Raw genomic sequence first — 21,989 nt, 5'->3', positions numbered from 1 at the left:
GAGAATTAGGAGGAGGGAGAGCCTGATGCCTCCCGGTCGCGCTCAGCTTGCCCTCCCGAACGCCTGCTCGAGGAACTTAGCTGTGACCGGGTTCACGGTTTCGTTGCGACGGATGTAATGCTCTCGCGTGATCGAGGGATCGCTGTGCCCGAGGAGCTCGGAGGCGAGCTGCAGTCCTCCAATCTCATTGATCGCGGTTGCTGCAGTTCGACGGAACCGGTGCGGAGTGACGTCAGGCACTCCGGCCTGCTCCATCACGTCGCGAAGCTGTCTGCGGATGTTGTTCGTCGTGTGCGGTGTCCCGACGCGAGTGAAAAACAGCAGCGTGTCCGGGTGGGTGAACCGGATCTTCTCGAGCCGTGCACGGATGGCACGGAGCGCAAACCCGGGAAGCGCGACCCTGCGAACGGAGCGGGCAGTCTTGGGGTGATCTTGGCGGTGGGTGGGTTCACCCCTCCGACTCACGATCGTTCCAGAGATCCGCACCGACGGTATCGGTGCGTCCAGGTCGAGGTCGCCAAGGCGGATTGCGAGGACTTCGCCGATACGTGCTGAGGTGCCGAGCATGACCTCCACGACCTGCCCGAGCTGCCCCTCCGGTCTCGGTCCCGCCTTGATCGGTCGATGCTCCCACGCGCTGATACCTACACGGATCGCCTTGAGCTCATCCCACGAGAAGATGTCCGGCGTGCGGACTGGGCGGCGAAGCCTGGAGACGTGATCCATCGGGTTGCGCGGGAAGACCTCGTGGCGCACCGCGAGCGCGAGGGCGAGGCGGAGGACGACGCGTGCTTGACGTGCCCTGTTGTAGCTCTGTTTCGCGAGTTGTTTGAGGAAGTAGTCGCAGCGGGCGACGCCGATCTCGCGGAGGGTGACGTCTTTGAAGAACGGCAGCACGAGGGTGCGCATGTTGCGTTCATAGAGCAGCCTTGTCGTTTTTGAGAGTCGGTCTTCGAGGTCCATGTCTTCGAGCCAGTAGGACACGAGAGCCGGGAAGGGGCTGTCGGCGGTCATCCCAGTGAAGCCGGGCTGGAATAGGTCTCGTTCGGCGAGCTTTTTCTTCAGCGAGCGTTCGGCTGAGGGTTTTGTCGCACCGGTGGTTTGCACGTGTCTGCTTTTCCCGTCCCAGTCGCGATAGCGGGTTCGGGCGACGTAGCGTCCGTCTGGTGTGCGAGTGGTGGTGATGCTGCCGAAGGTGCCGATCGGTGTGCGGGGTCTAGCCACGAACGCACACCTCCGCAGTCTCGTGTGGGGAGTCGCTGTGTGACGATAGTGCGCCGTGGAGTTGATTTCGCATCATTCAAGTCTGGGTTGCGGTCTATCCTCCTCGTGCATGCCCCGTCACGGAGACGATCGTCCATGGCTGGAATCCACTTTGACGATCTGAATAAGCGCACGACGCGGGTGATGTTCGCGATGTCAGCCCTGGGATACAACATCACTCATTAAGTGCCGCGGCCTAGAGAAAACTGTAACCTCTTTCGACGCCTTGAATCTTTGACTTCACGCGGATGTGACGTGGACCAAGATGGTGAGGTTTCTAGTCAATCTGTGCATCGGGCCGATGCTCGGGGGCCGGTCGTAACGTAGGGTGGCACGGCTGAGAACCGTGTCGCTCCCGGTGCCGTTCAAAGGATGGTCGCATCCTACGAGTCAGGAGCCTCCTTGATCTCCATCGCACGGGAGCACCGGTTGGGTAAGGAGCGAATCAGTGAAGCGCCCCGGGTCTGATGGAGGCTCTCAATCCAGTGAAGGATGAGAGTCATGGCAGCACCACGGAAGTACAGCGAGGAGCTCAAGGAGCGCGCGACGCGGATGGCGCTGGACGCGCGCCAGAACCCCGCGACGAAGACCGGAGCGATCAAACGGATCGCCGACCAGCTCGATATCCATCCCGAGGCCTTGCGCACCTGGGTGAGGCAGGCCGAGATCGACGCCGGCGACGCGCCAGGCACCACGACCGCGGACACGCAGAAGATCGCCGACCTCGAACGAGAGGTCCGTGAGCTGCGGCGGGCGAACGAGATCTTGAAGACCGCGTCGGCTTTTTTCGCGGCCGCGGAGCTCGACCGCAAGCTGAGGTAACCGGGGTGCCGGTCGCGGTGCTCGTCGACTACATCGATGAGCACCGCGACCGGTTCGGGGTCGAGCCGATCTGCCATGTCCTGCGTGATGCGGGCCTGAAGATCGCCCCGAGCACCTACTACGCCGCCAAGACGCGCCCGCCCTCGGCCAGAGCGGTCAGAGACGAGCAACTGAAAGCGGACATCGCGGCTGTCCATGCCGACAATCTCGGCGTCTACGGGGCGCGGAAGGTCCACGCCGAGCTGAATCGAGAGGGCGTCTCGGTTGCCCGTTGCACCGTCGAGCGACTGATGCGCGAGCTCGAGCTGCAGGGGCTCCGGCGCGATAAGACGATCAAGACCACCTCGGGTGATACTGCGGAGACGGAGCGGCCAGCGGATCTCGTCGAACGAGCGTTCACCGCGACAGCACCGAATCAGCTCTGGGTCGCGGATCTGACCTACATCCGCACCCATGCCGGATGGGTCTACGCGGCGTTCGTGATCGACGTGTTCAGCAGGCTCGTCGTCGGCTGGCAGGTGTCCACGAGCCTACGCACGGAACTCGCGCTCGACGCGCTCGATATGGGGCTCTGGCAGCGCCGCAGAAACGGGCAGGACACGACCGGGCTCATCCACCACAGCGACCGAGGAGTCCAGTATCGCGCCATTCGCTACACCGAGCGCCTCGCCGAAGCCGATGCCGTTGCTTCCGTTGGAAGCAAAGGCGATTCGTATGACAACGCGATGGCCGAGGCGTTCAACTCGCTGTTCAAGGGCGAGTGCATCCGCAACCCAGCGATGCGTCCGAAGGGCGGCTGGGCATCCATCGGCGACGTCGAGATCGCCGTCGCCGAATACGTCGACTGGTTCAACCAGCGGCGTCTCCACGGCGAGATCGGGCACGTCCCGCCGGCCGAGTTCGAGCAGTCGCATTGGGCATCGCACGACGCGGCCCGCTACGCTCACGAGCAGGTTCCGATCGGAGCCGGTTCCAGATAACCGAGCCTCCACAAAACCCGGGGCGCTTCACAGGGGTCTCTTGGCAGGAGCCGGTCTTGGTGTGCGTTGCCAGGGCTTAGGTGATGAGCAGGTGGTTGAACACAGCCCGCCCCTACGAGGCCGGGTTGAGCGCTCGGGAGATCGCCGCGGAGCTAGGTGTAGGCCACTTGATGGGCTGACGACCGTTGAAGCACGCAGGAGTGGTCCCTCGTCCGTGTGCCCAGCGAAGTCGTTCAGAGCGTTGAGGTCGAGCTCGGCTACGCCCAGGCTCGCATCCATAGTGCGATTGCGTTGACTGCCGCTACAAACAGGAGCCATCATTAGAAACTAGAGGCTCCTTGGAACCTCATGTGAAGGTTTGCCGCACGTCGAGCGTGCAGGAAGCGCGGTACAAATTGATTGAATCACTGGAGATCAAACAGATCCCCTGCTTTGGGTCGTCTGCGTTGCCTTTGCACCCGATAGCTCAGATCACCCTGGTTTACGGGCCTAATGGCTCTGGAAAGTCCTCAATAGCTCGGGCAATGGAAGCAGCTAATAATCCGGGATTCCAACATGAGCTCTTCAACAAGGACTTCATTGATCGCTTACTCCAGGTTGATCAAGGAATACCTGGCGTATTCGTTATACGGGATGGCGCGCCCGAAGTGCAGGAGCGAATCGACGCTCTTGTTGGCGTGGAAGCGAGTGAAAGTAAGCCCGCTAAGCCTGGCGAGATTCGAGACGCAGAGCGTACAGTCGAGCAGTACGAGAAATCAATTGAGAAGCAAGAAGGACTTCTTTCTGAGGCAGATCAAGTAGTACTCGAAGCTAGTTGGAAGAAGAGGGTGGCACTGCCGTCAACGCTGCAACAAGCATTTGAAGGGTACAAAAGCGATAAGAAGAAACATCTTGCTGAGGTCCATCGAGTTCGTTCAAGCACATCCAGTGATTCGCTGAAGAGCGAGACGGCACTTTTAGATGAATACACCACGCTGGACGTTGAATCCGGCGACGACTTAAAACGCATCCCTCTGCTTCCGAGGCTAGGGAGTCTAAGCCCAGCGCAGTCCGCTCTCCTCCAAGAGGAGATTAAATCCCAAGACAACACGACTTTCGGTGAGTTCGTTCAACAGCTCCAAAACGCTGATTGGGTTCATGAAGGTCAGTCGTTTCTCGACCAGTCACAAGGAAAATGTCCGTTCTGTCAACAAGCTCTTCCGAGCGATGTGACTGATTCGCTCTCCTCGCTATTCGACCATCACTATGAAGAGCAAGTAACGAATCTAGAGAAGATACGCGTGGAGGAAGAGCAACGCCTGGACACGCTGAACACATATCTCGCTTCTCTGTCAGCACACGAAGCACCTGAGATCAAGGAGATTGAGCGGTTTGGCGGAGTACTTTCTCAAAAGATTCGATCACGAATCGCTCAAGTTGGAGCCAAGATTAAGTCTCCGTCTCAAAGTGTTGAATTCGAAGCAATAAGTGAAACCGTTGACGAGATAGAGCGCATCGTGACCGCTTCCAACACACGAATCGACGAAACGAACCTGCTTCTACGCAACAAGAAGCAGGCAAAGTCAAACCTCAAAAAAGAGGTCTGGCGCTACTACGTGCACTCCGTTTTGGAGCAAGACCTGTCCTTCTTCGAGGGTAGTGTCACGAACCCGAAGAAGGCTCTGGACAGTCTTCGACCCAAGCTGGAGGACGCACAGGAGAAACTCGCCAGTAAACGTTCGGAGTTATCGGAGCTCCAGCAACAGCTGACCTCGTCGCTTCCCACCGTTCAAGATATGAACAAGACGCTGAGGAACCTGGGGTTTCTCAGCTTCACGATCCAGCATTCTCAAGATGATACATACCAATTGATTCGACCGGACGGGAGCGCGGCTAATCACACGCTCAGCGAAGGAGAGCGAACACTGATCTCCTTCTTGTACTTCTTTCACCGGATCAAGCAGATGCACGAAGATCGTACGGTTAGCGACCAGCTTGTAGTGATCATCGACGATCCTGTTTCGAGTCTCGATGGCGAGATGTTGTTTGTCATCAACCTGCTCATCCGAAAGTTGCTTGGCTATTGCGTAAAAGAGGATGGTCGCACACGACAGATCATCCTTCTCACTCACAATGCATACTTCTTCAAAGAAGCAGAGTTCACCCCGAATGGCATGAGTCCAGGAAAGCGGTCCTACTTCGTGCTCTCGAAGGGACCTACTGGTATCACGAGCCACAGGCACTATGAAAAGTCCCCAATCAAGTCCAACTATCGACAACTATGGGACCAAGTCAAAGCTGCCAATAACGCCCAAGATCTGGAACTGTCTGCTTCTCTTCCCAACGCGATGAGACGGATCATTGAAAACTACTTCCAGATCACCGGCGGCATTGACGTAGATGATGTCATCTCGAAAATTGACGAAGCTGATCGGTGGGCAAGCCATGCTTTACTCGCGTGGTACAACGACGGTTCACATACAGCGCCTTGGGATGTTGACTACGCAAGCATCTCCTCTGATGTAAGTACTCATCTTCGGGCATTCAAGCAGCTGTTCGATGCTGCTGGGCACTCGCCACATTACGAAATGATGATGGCGGACGAAACTCAAATGGGAGTCGGCACTAGTAATTGAGACCCGCTAGTTTCGCATCATTTCGTCGGCGGGTGCGCGCCTCCTGCGCTCGGGCACGGACGAGGAGTAAGAGGCTCCACGGGCCGAAGAACAGGAACTTCAGTGCATTCCAGAGGGCGAGGAACAACACGAGGTAGAGCCATTTGCTCCAGCCCTGCTCGATGAGCCCGGTGCAGGTGACTGCGATCAGTAGGTAGACGACGCCGAGGAGCATCGTGGGGATTCCCCATTTGAGGCCGCGTCGGGTGCGCAGCTTGTCGAGGAGGATGTTGGTGGGCATCCAGCGGCGCAGGAAGACGCGGGTGTGGATGCTGGCGTTCCAGAGCCGGTTCAGGAGCATGATGTGGGCCTCTCTTTCGCACGCAGGACTATCGCGGTGTGGCCGGTCCTGAGTGGTTGAGTGCCCGAGATGCTTCCCGAACGGTCTGCCTCACCCCATCTTGCGGGGATTGGCGCGTGGTTGCTCCTGCCGCCATCAGGATACGGCGAGTACAGGAAAGAAGGAAGACCCCCGGGGTTAGCGGACTGTGCCTACAGCGTCCGCCCGCCCAGCCGTCCAGCGGCTTCTCCAGTTCTCTCAGTGGTGTCGTTTCGGTGTCTGGCGAGTCCGGTTTGGGTGCGTTCGTAGTCGATGCGTTGGGCATCTTCGGCCGGTACCGGCCCGAGGGCGCTTGTTGAGGTGATGCCCCAACGGTCACGGTATGCGACGACCGCGCGAACAACGTCGCGCTGCACCAGCTGGTCCCGATCGGCGACCGTACTCAACCACGGTGCAGGCTGCTCGATCGCGGCCTGGGTGAGCGTATCGAGGCGTTGCTCCATGAGGTGCTCACGCTCACCCAATGCCCGCAGCATCGCAGGATCGCTGATGCCCGTAGCTCGCGGCACAAGCCCCGCGATAAGCCCCGCCTCGCTCCTCGATAAGGGCGGGTAGGTGCTGGTGATCTTCTGGATCCTGTACCGCAGTAGCGACCCGAGGTCTTCCACGCCGTCGAGGTTCCCTGCTTGCACGATCCGTGGCAGGAGTTGCTCTATGTCGTGGCCTGCCGCTTCGAGGCGACGCAGTTCGGTGGTGAGGATTCCAAACGACTCGGTCTCCACGACCTCATCGATGATCTCGATGTTGAGGCCTCCGTGCTCGAGCAGGGCGGTCCAGCGGTGTTGCTGGGCTTCTTGGGCGATGGTGTCGTATTCAGCGGCGAGCTGTGCGAGCGATCCCCATGCGTCTTGCTCTGTGGTGATGGTGTCGTGGGCGGATTGTTCCGCGCCGACGTGTTGCAGGATGCCGTAAAGGATGCTCTTGGCGGTCATCTGTAGGTCGTCGCGGTGTTGGTGTTCTTCGAGGTGGTGTTGGTCGGTGGCGATGTAGGCGCGGTTGGATTCGCGGCCGCGGGTCATCGCGACGTAGAACGATTCGCGGGTCATTTCTGGTGACGAGACGATCGCGTGCGCTGTCGTCACGGTGGAGCCTTGGGCGCGGTGTGCGGTGATCGCGTACCCGAGTTCCACGTTCTCGGCAACGTATGCGGCGGGCAGGGTGATCGTGGTTCGCCATTTCGAGTGCGCTCGGCGGACGGTGAGGGACCCATCGTCGTGTGCTCGGGTTACGGTCCAGCGGTCGCCGTTTTTCACCCATCCTCGTCCGAGCGAAAGTCGGCGATCGTTCTTGCGGGTGATGACGAGGTCTCCACGAGCTGCCTCGTTCCCGTCATGCAGGCGGACGCCGTCGAGGGCGACTTCGCCTGCGAGGATCCGGTCGGTGCGGGCTCGGGTGTTGAGTTGGGAGACGGTGTCGAGGGTTTCGGCGATCAACACGGAGGCTTTCCCTGCTGCCTGATCTGTTTGCCAGGCTTGGTAGGCCTGCTCGAGGATCTCTTCGTATCCGCCAGGGGTGATGCGGTCGTGATCGAGGTAGGTGTCGATGACGTCCGTATCACCGATCCGCAAGCCCAGGGAGGCGTGTTTCTCCCAGTCGTTTCGGAACCGGCGCACATCAGTGAGCTCCGGGGTATCGGCGCGTTCACGCACCAGCATCCCGAATGCCCCGCCCGCGTCGACCGCAGCGAGTTGTGCCCAGTCACCGACAAGCAGCACCTTGGCGCCCACTTCTTGGGCGTGGGTGGTGATGGTGTCGAGGGCGAGGGTTCCTGCGAGGGAGGCTTCGTCGATGATGACGAGCTGACCGGCGGTGAGGTTCCAGTTGCCGTGGCGGTGTTCATGGAGCCACTTCGCTGTGTTCTCCGTCGCCACACCCAAGTCCTCGGCGAGTACTTCGGCTGCGGCAGCTGATGGTGCGAGCCCGATGACTGAGCCTTTGCCGTGTCGTCTCTCCCATGCCTGGTGGAGGGCTCGCATGGTGGTGGTCTTCCCGGTCCCTGCCGGGCCGACGAGCACATCGAGAGTGCGGCCGGAGATTCCGATCTTCGCGATCGCCTGCTCCTGATCTGACGACAACTCGTACCCGTCCTTGTTCTTCGTCCGGGCTGCCTGTTCAATCCAAGAGAGCGGCACCGTGGGTGCTGTGCGGCTCTCCGCAGCGGCGAGGAGCCGGTCTTCCGCTGCGAGCACCCGTTCCGAGGAGTAGACCGTGGACGCTTTCGGACGGAACACACTCGCACCATCAGGCTGTTGGAACACGGGCGGGCTCGACGCAAGTTCCGGCGGCGTCAACCGGAGGGAAGCGTGTTCGGCCGCGTCGACAATCTGCTGCGTGATGACGTCACGGTCCTGCGCGGTGGCGAACCGCAAACCCATCGTCTGTCTGACGGCCTCGGCGTGGAGGTTCCACCGTTTCCACGTCGCCCGCCGATCACCCACCCGCTCCACGACCACCGCAGCCACAGCATTCAGATCTTCCAGCGGGATGTCATCGGCCCGCAGCAACGGATCAGCAACGCTGCCCGTGAGGAGCGCGGCAGCCCAAGTCGGAGCGTCTTCGCCAAGTATCCGTGTGGCGCGGTCACGCCAATCCGCGGTGAGCTCGCTCAATGAGTGTTGCTGTTTCGGTGGTCGAGTCTCGAGGGTTGCCTGTTGGCGGAACTGCCACAGCAGCTTCGGTGACGGTTGCCTGCCATGCTTTTCGACATAATCGGCGACGAGGCGGTCTTTGACCTGCTCGATATCGCGGGTCCGGGAAGAGAACTCATCCATCAACCCTTGCGAGACACCGGTGATCTCCCACGCGGTGGAGCGGCCCGTGCCGCGTTCGCGTGGCTCCCAACAGACACCGAGCAGCGCAGTGATCCGGTCGGAGAGGACAGCGTTGTAATGCTCCGACAACCCGGTCACTGCAGCATGCAAAGCACGGGAGTCGAGGGTGCGCCACTTCCCATCCCGTACCGCCTGCACCCGGTTCGCGACCACGACATGCGTGTGCAACTGCGGATCCGACGCCCGTGAATCGTAATGGTCATACGCCGCCGCAATCACGCCCCGTACCGGCACTTGCGCGACCGCGCCACGCGGACCCTTCGCGCCCACCCGGGTCGCCGCGACGTCCCGCTCTAACAGCTCGATCACGTCTTGGATCGCGGCATGATGCGCCTGCGCTATCAGTGCTTGGATTCCACCGTCAGCGACCGCCCACAGCGTGGACACGGACTTCGGGACCGAGAACGTGAGATCGAAACCGGCAACCGGCGCTCCAGTCGACTTCGCCGCCTCCTCAACCTCAATCAACCCGACCTCTATCGCGCGCTCTTCTTCAGTGAGGCTCTCGGAGAGCTTTTCGATGCGGCGCTGGGATCGCTCCCCAGAGGGCGCGAACTTCCGGTACGGGCGGCCAAGCTGTTCGCCCGAGATCGGGTCCTGCCCGTACCCCATGAGTCGTCTCAACTGCTCTTCTGACACCGAGCTGTCTTCAGCAAGATCGCCGGAAAGCCCTGACAGGCCACTCCCAAACCAGATGCCGGGCGGCGTTCCAGATTCCTGGTAGTACCGCGTCAATGCGGCGGCCGCGTCTCGGTCACCATCACCGATGACGACAGAGTTCAGTAGGTACCGGTACCCATCACCGGCCGTCATCACCCGGATCGAGACCGTCACGTTCAGAAGGTGCGAACGTCGCGCCGGTCTGCTCATCCGCGTGGTTGCATCCGCGATGATCTCTAGCGAGATGTGCCCTCGGCGGTGCCCGAGTGGCTCTTGCCATTGCAGCCGAACGGACTGCCCCAACGATTCTGGCAAATCAGTTCACCAGATGGGTGACAACAAGATCTCCGTGCGCCTCTATTCTCCCGCTTTACACAACACCGCACGCTCCAAGACGGTGAAACCAGCTTGGTTGGGGGTCGACCGCGCTGCTGTTTTTCACAGGTTGATCATGTGTCCAGTCAGTCCGTGGAACACTTCTTGGAGCGCTTCGCCGAGGGTGGGGTGGGTATGGATGTTACGGGCGAGGTCGATGTCTCGGAGCTCGAACTTTTGGGCGAGGGTGAGCTCGGGCAAGAGTTCGGCAACATCGGCACCGATCATGTGGGCGCCGAGGAGCTCACCGTACTGGGCTTCGGCAATGACCTTGACGAAGCCTCCCGGTTCACCAAGACCCTGTGCTTTCCCGTTGGCGGTGAACGGGAACTTCGCAACCTTGATGTCATGGCCCTCGTCACGCGCCTGCTGCTCGGTGAGGCCGAAGGACGCGACCTGTGGCTGGGAGAAGGTAGCGCGGGGCATCATCCGGTAATGACCGAGCGGCATGGTCTCCGCCCCGGCAATGGTCTCGGCGGCGACAACGCCTTGAGCTTCGGCGACGTGTGCGAGCTGGAGCTTGGCGGTGACGTCCCCGATCGCGTACACGTGCGGTATGTTGGTGTGCATGTACTCGTCGATACCGATCGCGCCGCGTTCGGTGACTGCGACGCCGGTGGTTTCGAGACCGTACCCGGTGGTGCGCGGCGCGAACCCGACGGACATGAGTACTCGGCCGGTGTCGACGGTGTGGGTGGCGCCGTCGGCGCTGGTGTAGGTGACGGTGACCCGGTCGCCGTGGTCGGTGATCGTGTCGACCCGGGTGGAGGTGAGGATGTCGATGCCGAGCTTCTTGTACTGGCGGGTGATCTCCTTGGATACCTCGGGGTCTTCGTTGGGGAGGGCTCGGTCGAGGAACTCGATGATGGTGACCGGTACGCCGTAGTTGGCGAGGACGTAGGCGAACTCCATGCCGATTGCTCCTGCTCCGACAATCACGATCGATTCCGGTAGCTGGGGGTCGAGGATCTGCTGTTCATAGGTGACGACGTTGTCGCTGAGTTCCACGCCGGGTAGGAGGCGGACGGTAGAGCCGGTGGCGATGATGACGTCGTCGAAGGTGACGGTCTGGGTGCCGCCGGCGGTGAGGGTGACGTCGATGGTGTGGGGGCCGTTGAAGGTGCCGTGGCCGTCGATCTCGGTGATGGTGTTCTTCTTCATCAGGAAGTGCACGCCTTTGACGCGGCCGTCGGCGACGGTGCGGGAGCGGTCGTAGGCGGCTTGGTAGTCGAAGGTGGCCTCGCCTCTGATGCCGAAGACGTCGGCCTGGCGCTCGAAGGTGTGGGCGAGTTCGGCGTTGCGCAGCAGCGCCTTCGAAGGGATGCAGCCGACGTTCAGGCACACCCCACCCCAGTACTGCTTCTCGATGACGGCGACGGTCTTGCCGAGTTGGGCGGCGCGGATCGCGGCGACGTAGCCGCCGGGGCCGGCACCGAGGACGACAACGTCGAAGTGATTGCTGCTTGGGGTGGTGCTCATGATGTTCTCCTTCTTCGTGTGCACGAGTGGCGGGTTGTGGTTATGCCGCGTGAGCGGTGCGGGGCAGCACCGCGGTGACTTGTTGGCGGATCTGATCGAGGATGCCGGGCAGGGCCGTGTGCAGGTGCACGGTGGCGGTGGTAGTGACGTGGATGATCGAGGTGACCACCCGCGCGCGAGTTCCCGCATCCGCCGCATTGATGGCGGGGTCGGCGCTAAGGACACCGGTGATGCCTTCTTCTAGTCGCAGCGACAGTGTGAGGCCGTCGCGGCGGTGGGGTTCGAGCGGGTCCCCGAAAACGAGTTCGTGGAGGTAGGTGCGCCCGTTCTCGGGCTGCTCGCGGATACATGCCACGACCGGCTCGACCAGTGCGAGGACCACATCGATCGTGTCTGAGCCGCGACCGGCGGCGGCGTTCGCGGCAGTAAGCCCGGTTTCGATCGCGTCGGCGAACTTCTGGTTTTGGACCAGAATCAGCAGCTCCGCCTTGGTCGCCGCGTACAGGTAGAGCGTCCCGATCGCGACATCTGCGCGGTCGGCGATCCGCTGCGTTGTCACACCTCCCACGCCATGTTCGGCGAACAGGGTGCGGGCGGCGTCCATGATTCGGCGGCGTTTGTCCTCCTTGGCCCGCTCCCGACGCCCCTGAGTGCCTGAACGAGATTCCATGTCGATCTCCCTTGACAAAGTAACTGAGTGCGCTCAGAATTGAGTATACTCGGTCTGGACGGGGATGGAACCCCCTGAGAACCCCGTCAGCAGTCGAACCAGGAGGAAACGGTCATGACCGGCACGCGGCAAGGCACCAGCAACCAGCCAGTGCGTTTCGTCGACGCATCAACCCGGGCCGTCGACGCGGCCGACGCCACTGTGGTGTACCGCGAGCTCGGGTCCGAGCACGGCGGGGTGCCACTGGTGGCACTGACGCATCTGGGCGCAAACCTCGACAGCTGGGACCCCGAACTCGTCGACCCGCTCGCCCAGCATCGCCGGGTCATCTTTCTTGGCTACCGCGGAGTCGGCGCCTCCAATGGCACGGTGCGGGACCGGTTCGAGGAGATGGCTGCAGATGCGATCGCCGCGATCCGGGCGCTCGGGCTCTCCCGAGTCGACCTGCTCGGATTGTCGATGGGTGGCATGGTCGCCCAGGAGATCGCCCGGCAAGCCCCCGACCTGGTGGAACGGGTGGTCCTCGCCGGCACCGGCCCGCAGGGCGGACCCGGCCTGACCGTCATGACCGGGGTCACCGTGCGGACGATCCTGCGCGGGATTCTGACCTTCACTAACCCGACGACGCTGCTGTTCTTCACTCGCACGCCCGTCGGCCGTGAGGCGGCAAAGGCCTATCAGGCACGGTTGAAGTTGCGGCGCACCGGGCGCGACAAACCCATCACCCCCAGTGTCTTCCGCGCCCAGTTGCGTGCCGTGAAGCGGTGGGGCCACCAGAGCCCACCGGCATCGGCATTCACGCAACCGGTACTGATCCTGCACGGAGACCAGGATCGGATGGTCCCGGTCGGCAACGCCGACGCACTCCTGGCTCGGCATCCCGGAGCGGATATGCAGATCTTCAGCGACTCCGGTCATGGTGTCGCCTTCCAGAACCGTGACAGCGTCACCGGCATCATCACCAGATTCCTGCGGCGCTAACCGACCACTACTCAGATTCAAGGAGAAGAAGCATCATGCGAGCGTTCGTGTTCGACAAGTACAAGCAGCCCGTCCACGAGGCAAACATCCCCGAGCCCACCATCGGTGACCGGGACGTCCTGATACGGGTGGAGGCTGCAGGGCTGAACCACCTCGACGAGCGCCTCCGGGCGGGAGAGTTCAAGGCGATCCTTCCTTACAAAACCCCGCTCACCCTCGGCCACGATCTGGCAGGCACCGTGATCAGCACCGGGGCGAACGTCACCAGCTTCACCGCCGGCGACCGGGTCTACGCGCGGCCGCGGGATCACCGCATCGGCACCTTCGCCGAGCGCATCGCCGTCGACGAAACAGACGTCGCCCTCGCGCCGACATCGATCAGCACCGTGGAGGCAGCATCCCTCCCGCTCGTGGCGCTCACCGCCTGGCAGGCACTGGTGGAGAAGGGCAATGTGCAGGCCGGGCAAAAGGTACTCATCCATGCCGGGGCGGGCGGCGTCGGGTCGGTCGCGATCCAGCTCGCCAAGCATCTCGGCGCCCAGGTGGCGACGACAGTGTCAGGCAAGAACGCGGACTTCGTCCGTGAGCTCGGCGCGGACGTGGTCATCGACTATCGCACCCAGGACTTCGCCGCCGAGCTGTCCGGCTACGATTTCGTCCTCGACCCCCTAGGCGGGGACAACCTCACCAAATCGCTCACCGTTTTGAAGCGGGGCGGGAAGGCCGTCGGTATCTCCGGTCCGCCCACCCCCGAGTTCGCGAAGGCAGCCGGTCTGAACCCGGTGCTGCGCCTGGCGATCACCGCGCTGAGCCACAAGACCCGTGCCCTTGCGCGCCAGCTCGGCGTGTCTTACGAGTTCCTGCTCATGCGCGCCTCGGGGCAGCAGCTCCGACAGATCGCCGAGCTCGTCGACAGCGGGGCCATCCGCCCCATCGTCGGTGCGACGTTCCCCTTCGACCAGACCGTGCACGCACTCGAATCACTGGGCTCGAGCAGTATCCGCGGCAAGGCCGTCATCACCAGCGCCCACCAGCCCGCATAACGCCGGCCACCAGTCCGCCGACTGCGCACTCGCAGTATCCGAACCTTTCAAGGAGCATCCACATGAGCACCACCGAACCCGTCATCACCTCGTACGCGAAGGCCCCGGCGAAGACCGTGACGGTCGGCGGGGACACCTTCGCCTACCGTGAGCTCGGCCCGAGAGAAGAGATCCCCGTGGTCTTCTTCGTCCACCTCGCCGCGACCCTCGACAACTGAGACCCCCGCATCATCGACGCCGTCGCGAAGACCCGCCGCGTCATCGCTTTTGACCTGCTCGGCGTGGGGGCCTCCTCCGGGCAGGTTCCTGACACTCTCGAGGAAGCCGCGGCCGACGCCTACCGGTTCATCACGCTGGGTCTAGGCTTCGACAAGATCGACGTCTTCTCCTTTTCGATGGGCGGCATGATCGCCCAGGACCTCGTCGTCGCGCACCCCGACCTGGTTCGCAAGCTCGTCCTGACCGGCACCGGCCCGCGCGGCGGGAAGGACATCGACAAGGTCGTGGGCACCACCTACTGGGACATCCTCCGTTCCGTGGTCGCCCGTTCCGACCCGAAGGAGTTCCTCTTCTTCAACCGCGACAAGGTCGGCAAGCAGGCAGGGAAGGCGTTCGTGGAGCGGCTCAAGGAGCGCACCGTGGATCGCGACAAGCCGATGAGCAACAAGGGCTTCAGCCGTCAGTTGAAGGCCATTCAGCGCTATGGGCGTTCTGGCCCGTCCGACCTGTCGGTCATCACCGTCCCGACGCTGATCGCTAACGGCGACAACGATCGCATGGTCCCCTCCGTGCTTTCCGAGGACCTGCACCAGCGCATCACCGGCAGTGAACTGATCATCTACCCGAACTCCGGCCACGGCGGCGTCTTCCAGTACTGGGAGAAGTTCGCCCCCATCGCCGCGAAGTTCCTGACCAACTGACCCCGAGCACTGACCACGAAGGCAGCCATCATGAGCGACACCACGCCAACGAAGCCCAACGTCTCCAAGCACTTCACCTCCTCGATCCTGCTGTGGATGCGAACCGACAAGCCCCGCCAAGACGGCATGGACCGGTGGAAGGGACCGCACTCCGCGATCATCGCCGCCACCCCCGGACAGCTGGAGTATCGGCAGATCCATCTCGCCGAACACAACCCCGGCCGCTGGCCCGCCACCCCCGGCGTGGAGACCGCAATCCCCGCCGATCGCAAGATCGACGGGATCGCGGAAGTCACCTTCGAGAACGCACTGTCACCGCTGGCAGGACGCAAGCAGACCGCGCTGGCGTTCGAGGACGAGGTCAACATCTTCCGCAGTACCCTCCTCCACGCCGGCCCTCCCGGCACCTCCCGCTGGTACGACGTCGCCCCCGGCGAAAAGCCCGGGTCACGGGCGATCATCTACCTTCGCCGCGGCACAGAGGAAGGCACGGTCGCGTTCCACAAGTTCGTCAAGAAGCAGCTCACCCCCGCCCTCATCGCCACCGGTCAGCTCACAGAGCTGCGAACGCAGGTGTTCCTGCCGTGGAACGAGAAGACCTGGGACACCCCAAACGTCGCCCACGACAACCCCGCAGATCAGCACCTGCACGCCTCGATCATCCTCGGGTTCACCGACGACACCGCCCGCGACCGCTTCTACACCGATCACGCCCCGGCGCTTTCGACACTGCTGGCCCCGCACGTCGCCGCGATCCACGCCTACGACGTCACCGACGCCCTCACCTACGTCAAAGATAGCCAGATCCTGCCGCATTACGAGAGCTGATCCCTCACCTCAACTGTTGTCTCCTCTGTCTGTCCTCGAAAGGAAACCGTCTGATGCGTGCCATCATTGCCCCTGCCCCGAATGAGCCCGCCGTGCTCACCGACATCGATGCTCCCCGTCCCGGCGACGGGGAGGTACTGATCGAGGTGTCGCACTCCAGCGTGAACTACAAAGACGGCAGCACCGTGCTCGGGCGTCCCGGATTCGTGAGAACGTGGCCGCTGACCGTCGGCATCGACATTGTCGGCACTGTTGTCGAAACCACCACGGACGCGTTCACGTCCGGCGACCGGGTGACCCTGAACGGTGCCGGTGCCGGGGAGAACCGGCCCGGCGGGTATGCCGAGTACGCCACTGCTCCCGCGGCGTCGCTGGTGAAGGTGCCCGAGAGCATCACCTCGGCGCAGGCCGCAGCGATCGGCACCGCCGGGTTCACCGCGGCCCTCGCCGTGCTCGCGATCGAGGATCACGGTTTGAAGGCCGGAGACGGCGAAGTCCTCGTCACCGGTGCCGCCGGTGGGGTGGGGTCGGTCGCGATCAACCTCCTCGCCCGTCGCGGCTACTCCGTGACCGCCTCCACCGGCCGCAAGGCCCAGGAGCACGCCTACCTCACAGGGCTCGGTGCGTCGAGGGTCATCGACCGTCAGGACCTGGCTGAGCCGGCCTCCGCACCGTTGCAGGAGCAACGCTGGGCGGCGGTGGTGGACGGGGTGGGTTCCCATACTCTCGCGAACGCTCTCGCGCAGACCCGGTACGGCGGGATCGCGGTCGCCTACGGTCTCGCCCAGGGAGCGGACCTGCCGGTCACGGTGCTGCCGTTCATCCTGCGTGCGGTCACCCTCACCGGCGCGAACTCAGTCGACGCACCCCTGCCGCTGCGGCAGCGCGCCTGGGATCTGCTCAGCCACGAGCTCGACCTGGACGCCCTGGACCGGATGAGCACCACGATCGGCCTCGCCGATGTTCTCGACACCGCGCCGCGTATCCTCGCCGGGCAGGTCCGCGGCCGCACGATCGTCGATCTCACCCGCTAGCCGCACCACATTTTGAAGGAGCCATCATGACCGAAGCCGTCATCGTCGACGCCGTCCGCACCCCGCTCGCCAAAGGGAAGCCTGGCGGCGGCGCCTACTCCGAGATCCATCCCGTCGATCTGCACGCTGTCCCGCTGCGCGCCCTCGTGGAACGCACCGGCATCGACCCTGCCGTCATCGACGACGTCATCAGCGGCGCGGTCGGGCAGGTCGGCGAACAGTCCGGGAACACCGCCCGCTGGGCGCTCCTGGCCGCCGGATACCCCGAAAGCGTCCCCGGAGTGACCGTGGACCGGCAATGCGGGTCCAGTCAACAGGCGCTGCACTTCGCCGCGCAGGGCGTCATCGCCGGCGCATACGACATCGCCGTCGCCTCCGGGGTGGAATCCATGTCCCGCATCCCCATCGGCTCGCAGTTCGCCGGGAAGAACTTCGCCGGCCCCACCGTGACCGAACGCTACAGTCCGGGCCTCATCCCACAGGGCATCTCCGCGGAACTGATCGCGACGAAGTGGGGATTCTCCCGCTCCCAGCTCGACGACTACGCCGCCGAATCCCACCAACGCGCCGCACGCGCCTGGAACGACGGCCTCTTCACCGCAGAGACCGTCGCCGTGAACCACCTCGACACCGACGAGACCATCCGCCCCGACACCACCACAGAGACACTCGCCGGCCTTCGACTGGCATTCCAGGACGACGCGTGGGAAGGCCGGTTCCCACAGATCGATTGGAAGATCACCGCCGGCAATAGCTCGCCCGTCAACGACGGTGCCGCCGCCCTGCTCATCACCTCGCGAGAAGCCGCCGAACAGCACGGCCTGCGTCCCCGCGCCCGCGTGCACTCCTTCGCCGTCGCCGGAGACGACCCGATCATGATGCTCACCGGCATCATCCCCGCCACCCACAAGGTCCTCGCTCGCGCGGGTCTCAGCATCGACGACATCGATGTGTTCGAGGTCAACGAAGCCTTCGCTTCCGTGGTCCTCGCTTGGCAGGCCGAGACCGGCGCGCCTTTGTCGAAGGTGAACATCAACGGTGGGGCGATCGCGATCGGACACCCCCTCGGCGGTTCCGGCGCACGCCTGGCAACCACCCTCCTCAACACCCTGGAACAGACCGGAGGCCGATACGGGCTCCAGGTTATGTGCGAAGCCGGAGGCCAAGCCAACGCCACCATCATCGAACGGATTTAGTGTCGTGAGCGTGAAGTCCCGCCGCATTGCGCGGCGGGACTTCACGCCTTCAGGACGTCGCCACAACAGACGTCTCCCATTGAGAGGCCAGAGATCATCCGACTTCCGACACTGGCGACGGTCGTCATCGGCTCCTTGGACGGGGCGTCTTCATTGACCGTGCTCTTGCGTGTAACGTTGGGCTAAAGGCTGATCACTCCGCTCACCACAGTCTGGCTTCGTCCGCCCACCCAGATTCCTTGACTGTCGGTCGTGATCGACACCTCTCCTTGTCGACCGAGCGCGGTGCCTTGACGGACGGTGTAATTGGCGGGCAGATACCCCTCGCGAGTGAGCCAGACAGCGAAAGCGGCATTGAGACTTCCAGTGACGGGATCTTCACCGATCGACGGGGCGAAGGCACGAACCTCGACATCGGTGGAACCCGTGGCGTCGATACCGAGGACCCCCACCGCTAGGCCCGCCATTGCCTCGTAGTTCGGTGTGAGGCTGCGCACCGTGTCCACGGAGTCAAGAACGAGCCCGATCCATCCAGGCCCGTTATCGATCCATTCCGCTCGGAGCACCTGCGCCGGCGTCACACCGATCGACGCGCACGCCCGAGCAAAGATGCTGTCATCCACAGGCCCGGCCCGGAGGAGTTCCGGGGCGCGAAACGCGAGCGCATCACCGGCCGGTTGTGACTTGCGGCGATAAATGTCGTGTTTCCCGCATCGCTTATCGTCCGATGAGGAGTGCTTCTTGGGCGGCGTCGACGGCCTCTGGGATGAGGTGTGTCTGCTTGTTGATGGTGAGTATGCGGTTGACCTGGGTGACGAGCCTGTCGGAGAGGCGAAAGTTGCCGTTGGTGGCGCGAACGATTGCAGCGAGAGCTGCGGTATGTGCGAGACCGGAGTCGTCTGGGTCGGGTGCCGGGAGTCGTTGCGCGATGACGGCGGTGAGCTCGTCGCTTCGCAGCGCTCGGTATTCGTGGGCGAAGCCAATGCGACTGTAGAGCTGGGGGTAGCGGGCGAGGCGTTTCTCGATGCCGGGCATGCCGATGAGGATCACGCCCATCCGGTGGCGGTCGTAGAAGTCACGAATTTGTTCTAAGCCGGCGGTTTTGAGTCGGTCGGCTTCGTCGATGATGAGCAGTTCGGTGTTTCCGCTGTGTTGCGACTCCGCGTGCACGAAAGGATCAACGTGGCCGTGCTGGGCGTAGTCGATCGCCCAGGAGATCTGCTGGCATGCCCGGGGCAGGCCTTGATCGATCTGCTTGATGGTCGCAGCGACGGTAGGTGTGAAGAACGCCGTGCGACTTCGTTGCACCGCTTCGGGCACGGGCGGCAGTGCGCCTTCGCTGCGGGAGAGCGGGTACCACTGCTCCCACTCGTCGGTGCCAGCGTAGTTGCGTGCGGAGCGTGTCTTGCCAACGCCGGGTGGCCCTTAGCCGAGGCCGATGTAGCGATGTGATCGGACGGTGTCTGCGAACTCGGCGAACCGTCGGTGTTCACGGGTGGTTACGAACGCGGGCAAGGTGTCCGCGTGGGGCGGAGGCGCATCGGTGAACTCATCGAAATGACCACCGAGGAATCGGCGTCCGTCGTCGTCAGGCGTGAAGAGAAGAGACTGGGGCGTGCCGTCTGGATCAGTCACTGGCATAGGTTCTCAATCCGTGTCGCGCGGGAGGTGTCGCGAGCTGGTCGGGGGTGCTGTCGGGGGTCGTTGTGATCTCGGGGTGGTGGCGAGTGTCTTCGGGAAGGGACCCTGCGTGAGTGGTGAGCTCGCGGAGTTGCTTTTTCAGGGCACGACGTCGCGCGTTCCTCGCAGTTTGCAGATCAGCGAAGGAGACAGTCTCGGAGGAGCGTTCGGGGGCGATTGCGCAGCAGAGGAATGCGTTGTCGTGGAAGATTCGTACCTCCCCAAGGTCACGAGGGTCATACCGCACCGTGACGTCTTCGCCGACGTATGCGGCGAGGACCGGCGAGATGTACCGGGTCGACGCGAACCGGATCCCGTCACGCTGCACACGGCGGGTCGTCGCTGCGGTGAGTAGAAGCAGATCGATATCTTCAGGGCGGTCAGGTGTTCGAGGGATGAAAGTGTCACTGCGCCATCGCTCGTGCGGGGCAGCACCCGTCGACGAGTGGATGCGTTCGTTGTATTCGTCGACGATGAATCCCTCGAGAACGTCATCGAGCTGGTGCAAGGTCAACGCGGGTTCGTTGATGGGCGATCCGCCGGTGCCGTGCGGTATGAAGCCGGGCAGGTGCGGCAGCAGTTCGGTCGTGATCGTTCGGTAGAACCGTTCGATCTTGCCGCGCCCCTGCGGGACTCCGATCCGTGAGTGAATCAAGCGCACGTGCACGTCGAGGCACACGTGCTCGATCCTGGTCGAGGTGAAGTCGGACCCGTGGTCACTGTAAAGGATGTCCGGGAGACCCGACACCACCCACTTCGGGTTTCGTTTCCGGGCAATGGCCTGGTGGAACGCCAGCGCGGAATGCTCGGCTGTGGGTGTTGCGACGCTGACGGCGTAGCCTGCGATCGCTCGCGAGTAGTCGTCGAGCACGATCGTGAGCCACGGACGGACGGGCTGCTGCCGGTCATCGAGGATCATCACATCCAGCAGAGTGTGGTCCATCTGCCACTGCTCATTCGGCGCGGCGGTTGTGCGGCGGTAGACCAGCTCGAACTTGTCTCGGTAGGCCGCGTCCCCGCCGTCCGCGAGGGCCCTCAGGCCCGGGTCGAGCCCGTGCACGATATCGCGGACCGTGGTGTATCCCGGGGCGGATAGTCCTCGGCCCCTGGCGATATCACCGACACGGCGGTGGATATACGCGATCGTCGGAGCGGGACGCCGCACAGCAAGCGCCTCAACCGCCTTCACCAGCTCGGCGTCGAGGCGTGTCGAACCCTTATCGCGGCGAGGTGCCCGCGAGAGCTGTCCCATTTCCATCCGGGCTGCCCAGCGTTGCAAGGTCCGTACTGCAACGCCGGAGTGTTCCGCAAGGCGCGTCCACGGCACCCCGTCCTGGTGTTGGCGCACAAGCTCGGCTTTCTGCCGGTTGCTGAGGTGCGCCATGATTCCTCGTCAGGCCCTCTCGACGTGCTCGGCCAGGTGCCGGTAAATCGTGGGCCGGGACACCCCGAACGTGTCGGCGATCTCCTGCACGGTGTGGCCGCCCTCGTCGTACATCGCCCGGGCCTGCCGGATCTTCGTCGGCGTCATCTTGAACTTCGGGCCGCCCTTCCGCCCACGGGCGCGGGCGGCCGCGAGGCCGTCGTGGGTGCGTTCGACGATGAGGTCGTGTTCGAACTCCGCGATTGCAGCGAGCATGTGAAAGAACAGGCGGCCTCCCGGCGTTGTCGTGTCGATGCCCTGCGAGAGTGCTTTCAGACCAACTCCGCGCTGTTGAAGCTCGTCCGCGACCTGTTTGAGGTTTCTCACCGACCGGCCGAGCCGGTCAAGTTTCGTCACGACGAGCGAGTCTCCCTCGCGCAGATACCCGAGGGCTTCCGTCAGTGCCGGCCGCTTCGACAGGGTGCCGGATGCGTGCTCGACGAAAATCTTGTCGCAGCCCGCCGCATTGAGCGCATCCGTTTGGCCGTCCGGATTCTGGTCTCGGGTTGAGACTCGGGCGTAACCGATCGTGGCCATGCCTCAGTGTAACGCGAACGCTGCCTTCTTTACATAGATTGCCGACACGGGTCATGAGACATGACTCGCCGATCTGGTGTGGGACAGAGTCAACTGTCTTATGAACGGTCGTTTGTGACTTTTGCTTCAACGACTTCAAGTTCACAGATGGCGAGTCACCGTGCATGTCACGTCGAAGGTTGACACTCTCCGATCTCCCTAGTCCACCGTAAGCAAATTCGTACTGAGTTGTGTGCTCCGCGAGCGTCGCGAAATCTGACTTTCCCCCATAGT

Annotated in this window: 15 protein-coding genes, 2 pseudogenes and 1 other annotated feature; of the genes and pseudogenes, 8 read left to right on the top strand and 9 right to left on the bottom strand. The window is 63.0% G+C overall.

The window, feature by feature from the left end; genetic code table 11:
- Nucleotides 1-42: 42 nt before the first annotated feature.
- A complete protein-coding gene (locus tag B4915_RS11905; RefSeq protein WP_105806034.1) occupies nucleotides 43-1,224 on the bottom strand; it encodes a tyrosine-type recombinase/integrase in 1,182 nt (393 codons plus the stop codon).
- Nucleotides 1,225-1,764: 540 nt separating this feature from the next.
- Between B4915_RS11905 and B4915_RS11900 the strand changes: the two genes are divergently transcribed.
- Nucleotides 1,765-3,065 (top strand): IS3 family transposase gene (locus B4915_RS11900; RefSeq protein WP_245907383.1). Its coding sequence is split into 2 segments (ribosomal slippage): nucleotides 1,765-2,059 and nucleotides 2,059-3,065, totalling 1,302 coding nucleotides; the frame shifts between segments, so codons are not numbered across the junction.
- Nucleotides 2,043-2,195 (top strand) — a sequence feature (AL1L pseudoknot). Its footprint overlaps the gene before it by 153 nt.
- A gap of 350 nt (nucleotides 3,066-3,415) precedes the next feature.
- Nucleotides 3,416-5,680 carry an AAA family ATPase gene (locus B4915_RS11895; RefSeq protein ID WP_342747306.1) on the top strand — a complete coding sequence of 755 codons (2,265 nt, stop codon included), beginning with the start codon at nucleotides 3,416-3,418 and terminating at the stop codon, nucleotides 5,678-5,680.
- Here the strand turns inward: B4915_RS11895 and B4915_RS11890 are convergent.
- From B4915_RS11890 to B4915_RS11875, 4 genes are all read right to left on the bottom strand, one after another.
- Entirely contained in the window at nucleotides 5,670-6,020 is a 351-nt protein-coding gene (locus B4915_RS11890) for a hypothetical protein (protein ID WP_105806032.1), read from the bottom strand. The two genes, B4915_RS11895 and B4915_RS11890, sit on opposite strands and share 11 nt — an antisense overlap.
- A 191-nt stretch (nucleotides 6,021-6,211) precedes the next feature.
- Entirely contained in the window at nucleotides 6,212-9,724 is a 3,513-nt protein-coding gene (gene mobF / locus B4915_RS11885) for a MobF family relaxase (RefSeq protein ID WP_105806031.1), read from the bottom strand.
- A gap of 264 nt (nucleotides 9,725-9,988) precedes the next feature.
- Nucleotides 9,989-11,404: a dihydrolipoyl dehydrogenase gene (lpdA, locus tag B4915_RS11880; RefSeq protein ID WP_105806030.1), complete on the bottom strand. Its 1,416-nt coding sequence runs from the start codon at nucleotides 11,402-11,404 to the stop codon at nucleotides 9,989-9,991.
- Between the two features lie 40 nt (nucleotides 11,405-11,444).
- Nucleotides 11,445-12,074 carry a TetR/AcrR family transcriptional regulator gene (locus tag B4915_RS11875; RefSeq protein WP_105806029.1) on the bottom strand — a complete coding sequence of 210 codons (630 nt, stop codon included), beginning with the start codon at nucleotides 12,072-12,074 and terminating at the stop codon, nucleotides 11,445-11,447.
- Between the two features lie 114 nt (nucleotides 12,075-12,188).
- On the opposite strand from B4915_RS11875, the gene B4915_RS11870 reads away from it, so the two are divergent.
- From B4915_RS11870 to B4915_RS11845, 6 genes and pseudogenes are all read left to right on the top strand, one after another.
- Complete coding sequence (locus B4915_RS11870) at nucleotides 12,189-13,055, top strand: alpha/beta fold hydrolase (protein WP_105806028.1); 867 nt, start codon at nucleotides 12,189-12,191, stop codon at nucleotides 13,053-13,055.
- 35 nt (nucleotides 13,056-13,090) lie between these two features.
- Nucleotides 13,091-14,098, top strand: coding sequence for an NADP-dependent oxidoreductase (locus tag B4915_RS11865; protein WP_105806027.1), 1,008 nt, complete (start codon nucleotides 13,091-13,093; stop codon nucleotides 14,096-14,098).
- A gap of 62 nt (nucleotides 14,099-14,160) precedes the next feature.
- Nucleotides 14,161-15,018, top strand: a pseudogene (locus tag B4915_RS11860) (alpha/beta fold hydrolase).
- Between the two features lie 30 nt (nucleotides 15,019-15,048).
- A complete protein-coding gene (locus B4915_RS11855) occupies nucleotides 15,049-15,846 on the top strand; it encodes a strictosidine synthase (protein WP_105806026.1) in 798 nt (265 codons plus the stop codon).
- 53 nt (nucleotides 15,847-15,899) lie between these two features.
- A complete protein-coding gene (locus tag B4915_RS11850) occupies nucleotides 15,900-16,880 on the top strand; it encodes an MDR family oxidoreductase (RefSeq protein WP_105806025.1) in 981 nt (326 codons plus the stop codon).
- Between the two features lie 26 nt (nucleotides 16,881-16,906).
- Nucleotides 16,907-18,076, top strand: a complete 1,170-nt coding sequence (locus B4915_RS11845) for a thiolase family protein (protein WP_105806024.1) — start codon at nucleotides 16,907-16,909, stop codon at nucleotides 18,074-18,076.
- A gap of 182 nt (nucleotides 18,077-18,258) precedes the next feature.
- Here B4915_RS11845 and B4915_RS14730 read toward each other — a convergent pair whose 3' ends face one another.
- The 4 genes and pseudogenes from B4915_RS14730 to B4915_RS11825 form a co-directional block, all read right to left on the bottom strand.
- Nucleotides 18,259-18,699 (bottom strand): PhzF family phenazine biosynthesis protein, encoded by a 441-nt coding sequence (locus B4915_RS14730; protein ID WP_181158576.1) that lies wholly within the window; start codon nucleotides 18,697-18,699, stop codon nucleotides 18,259-18,261.
- A 94-nt stretch (nucleotides 18,700-18,793) separates the two neighbouring features.
- Nucleotides 18,794-19,489, bottom strand: a pseudogene (locus B4915_RS11835) (AAA family ATPase); the annotation flags it as partial.
- Between the two features lie 214 nt (nucleotides 19,490-19,703).
- Nucleotides 19,704-21,140, bottom strand: a complete 1,437-nt coding sequence (locus tag B4915_RS11830) for a Mu transposase C-terminal domain-containing protein (RefSeq protein WP_105806023.1) — start codon at nucleotides 21,138-21,140, stop codon at nucleotides 19,704-19,706.
- A gap of 9 nt (nucleotides 21,141-21,149) precedes the next feature.
- Nucleotides 21,150-21,716, bottom strand: coding sequence for a recombinase family protein (locus B4915_RS11825; protein WP_105806022.1), 567 nt, complete (start codon nucleotides 21,714-21,716; stop codon nucleotides 21,150-21,152).
- Nucleotides 21,717-21,989 lie beyond the last annotated feature (273 nt).

It is taken from the genome of Leucobacter massiliensis (assembly GCF_002982315.1).
In the GTDB taxonomy this organism is placed as follows: Bacteria; Actinomycetota; Actinomycetes; order Actinomycetales; family Microbacteriaceae; genus Leucobacter; species Leucobacter massiliensis.
Note: the sequence above shows the minus strand (reverse complement) of the source record. Positions and strands in the feature narration are given on the sequence as shown.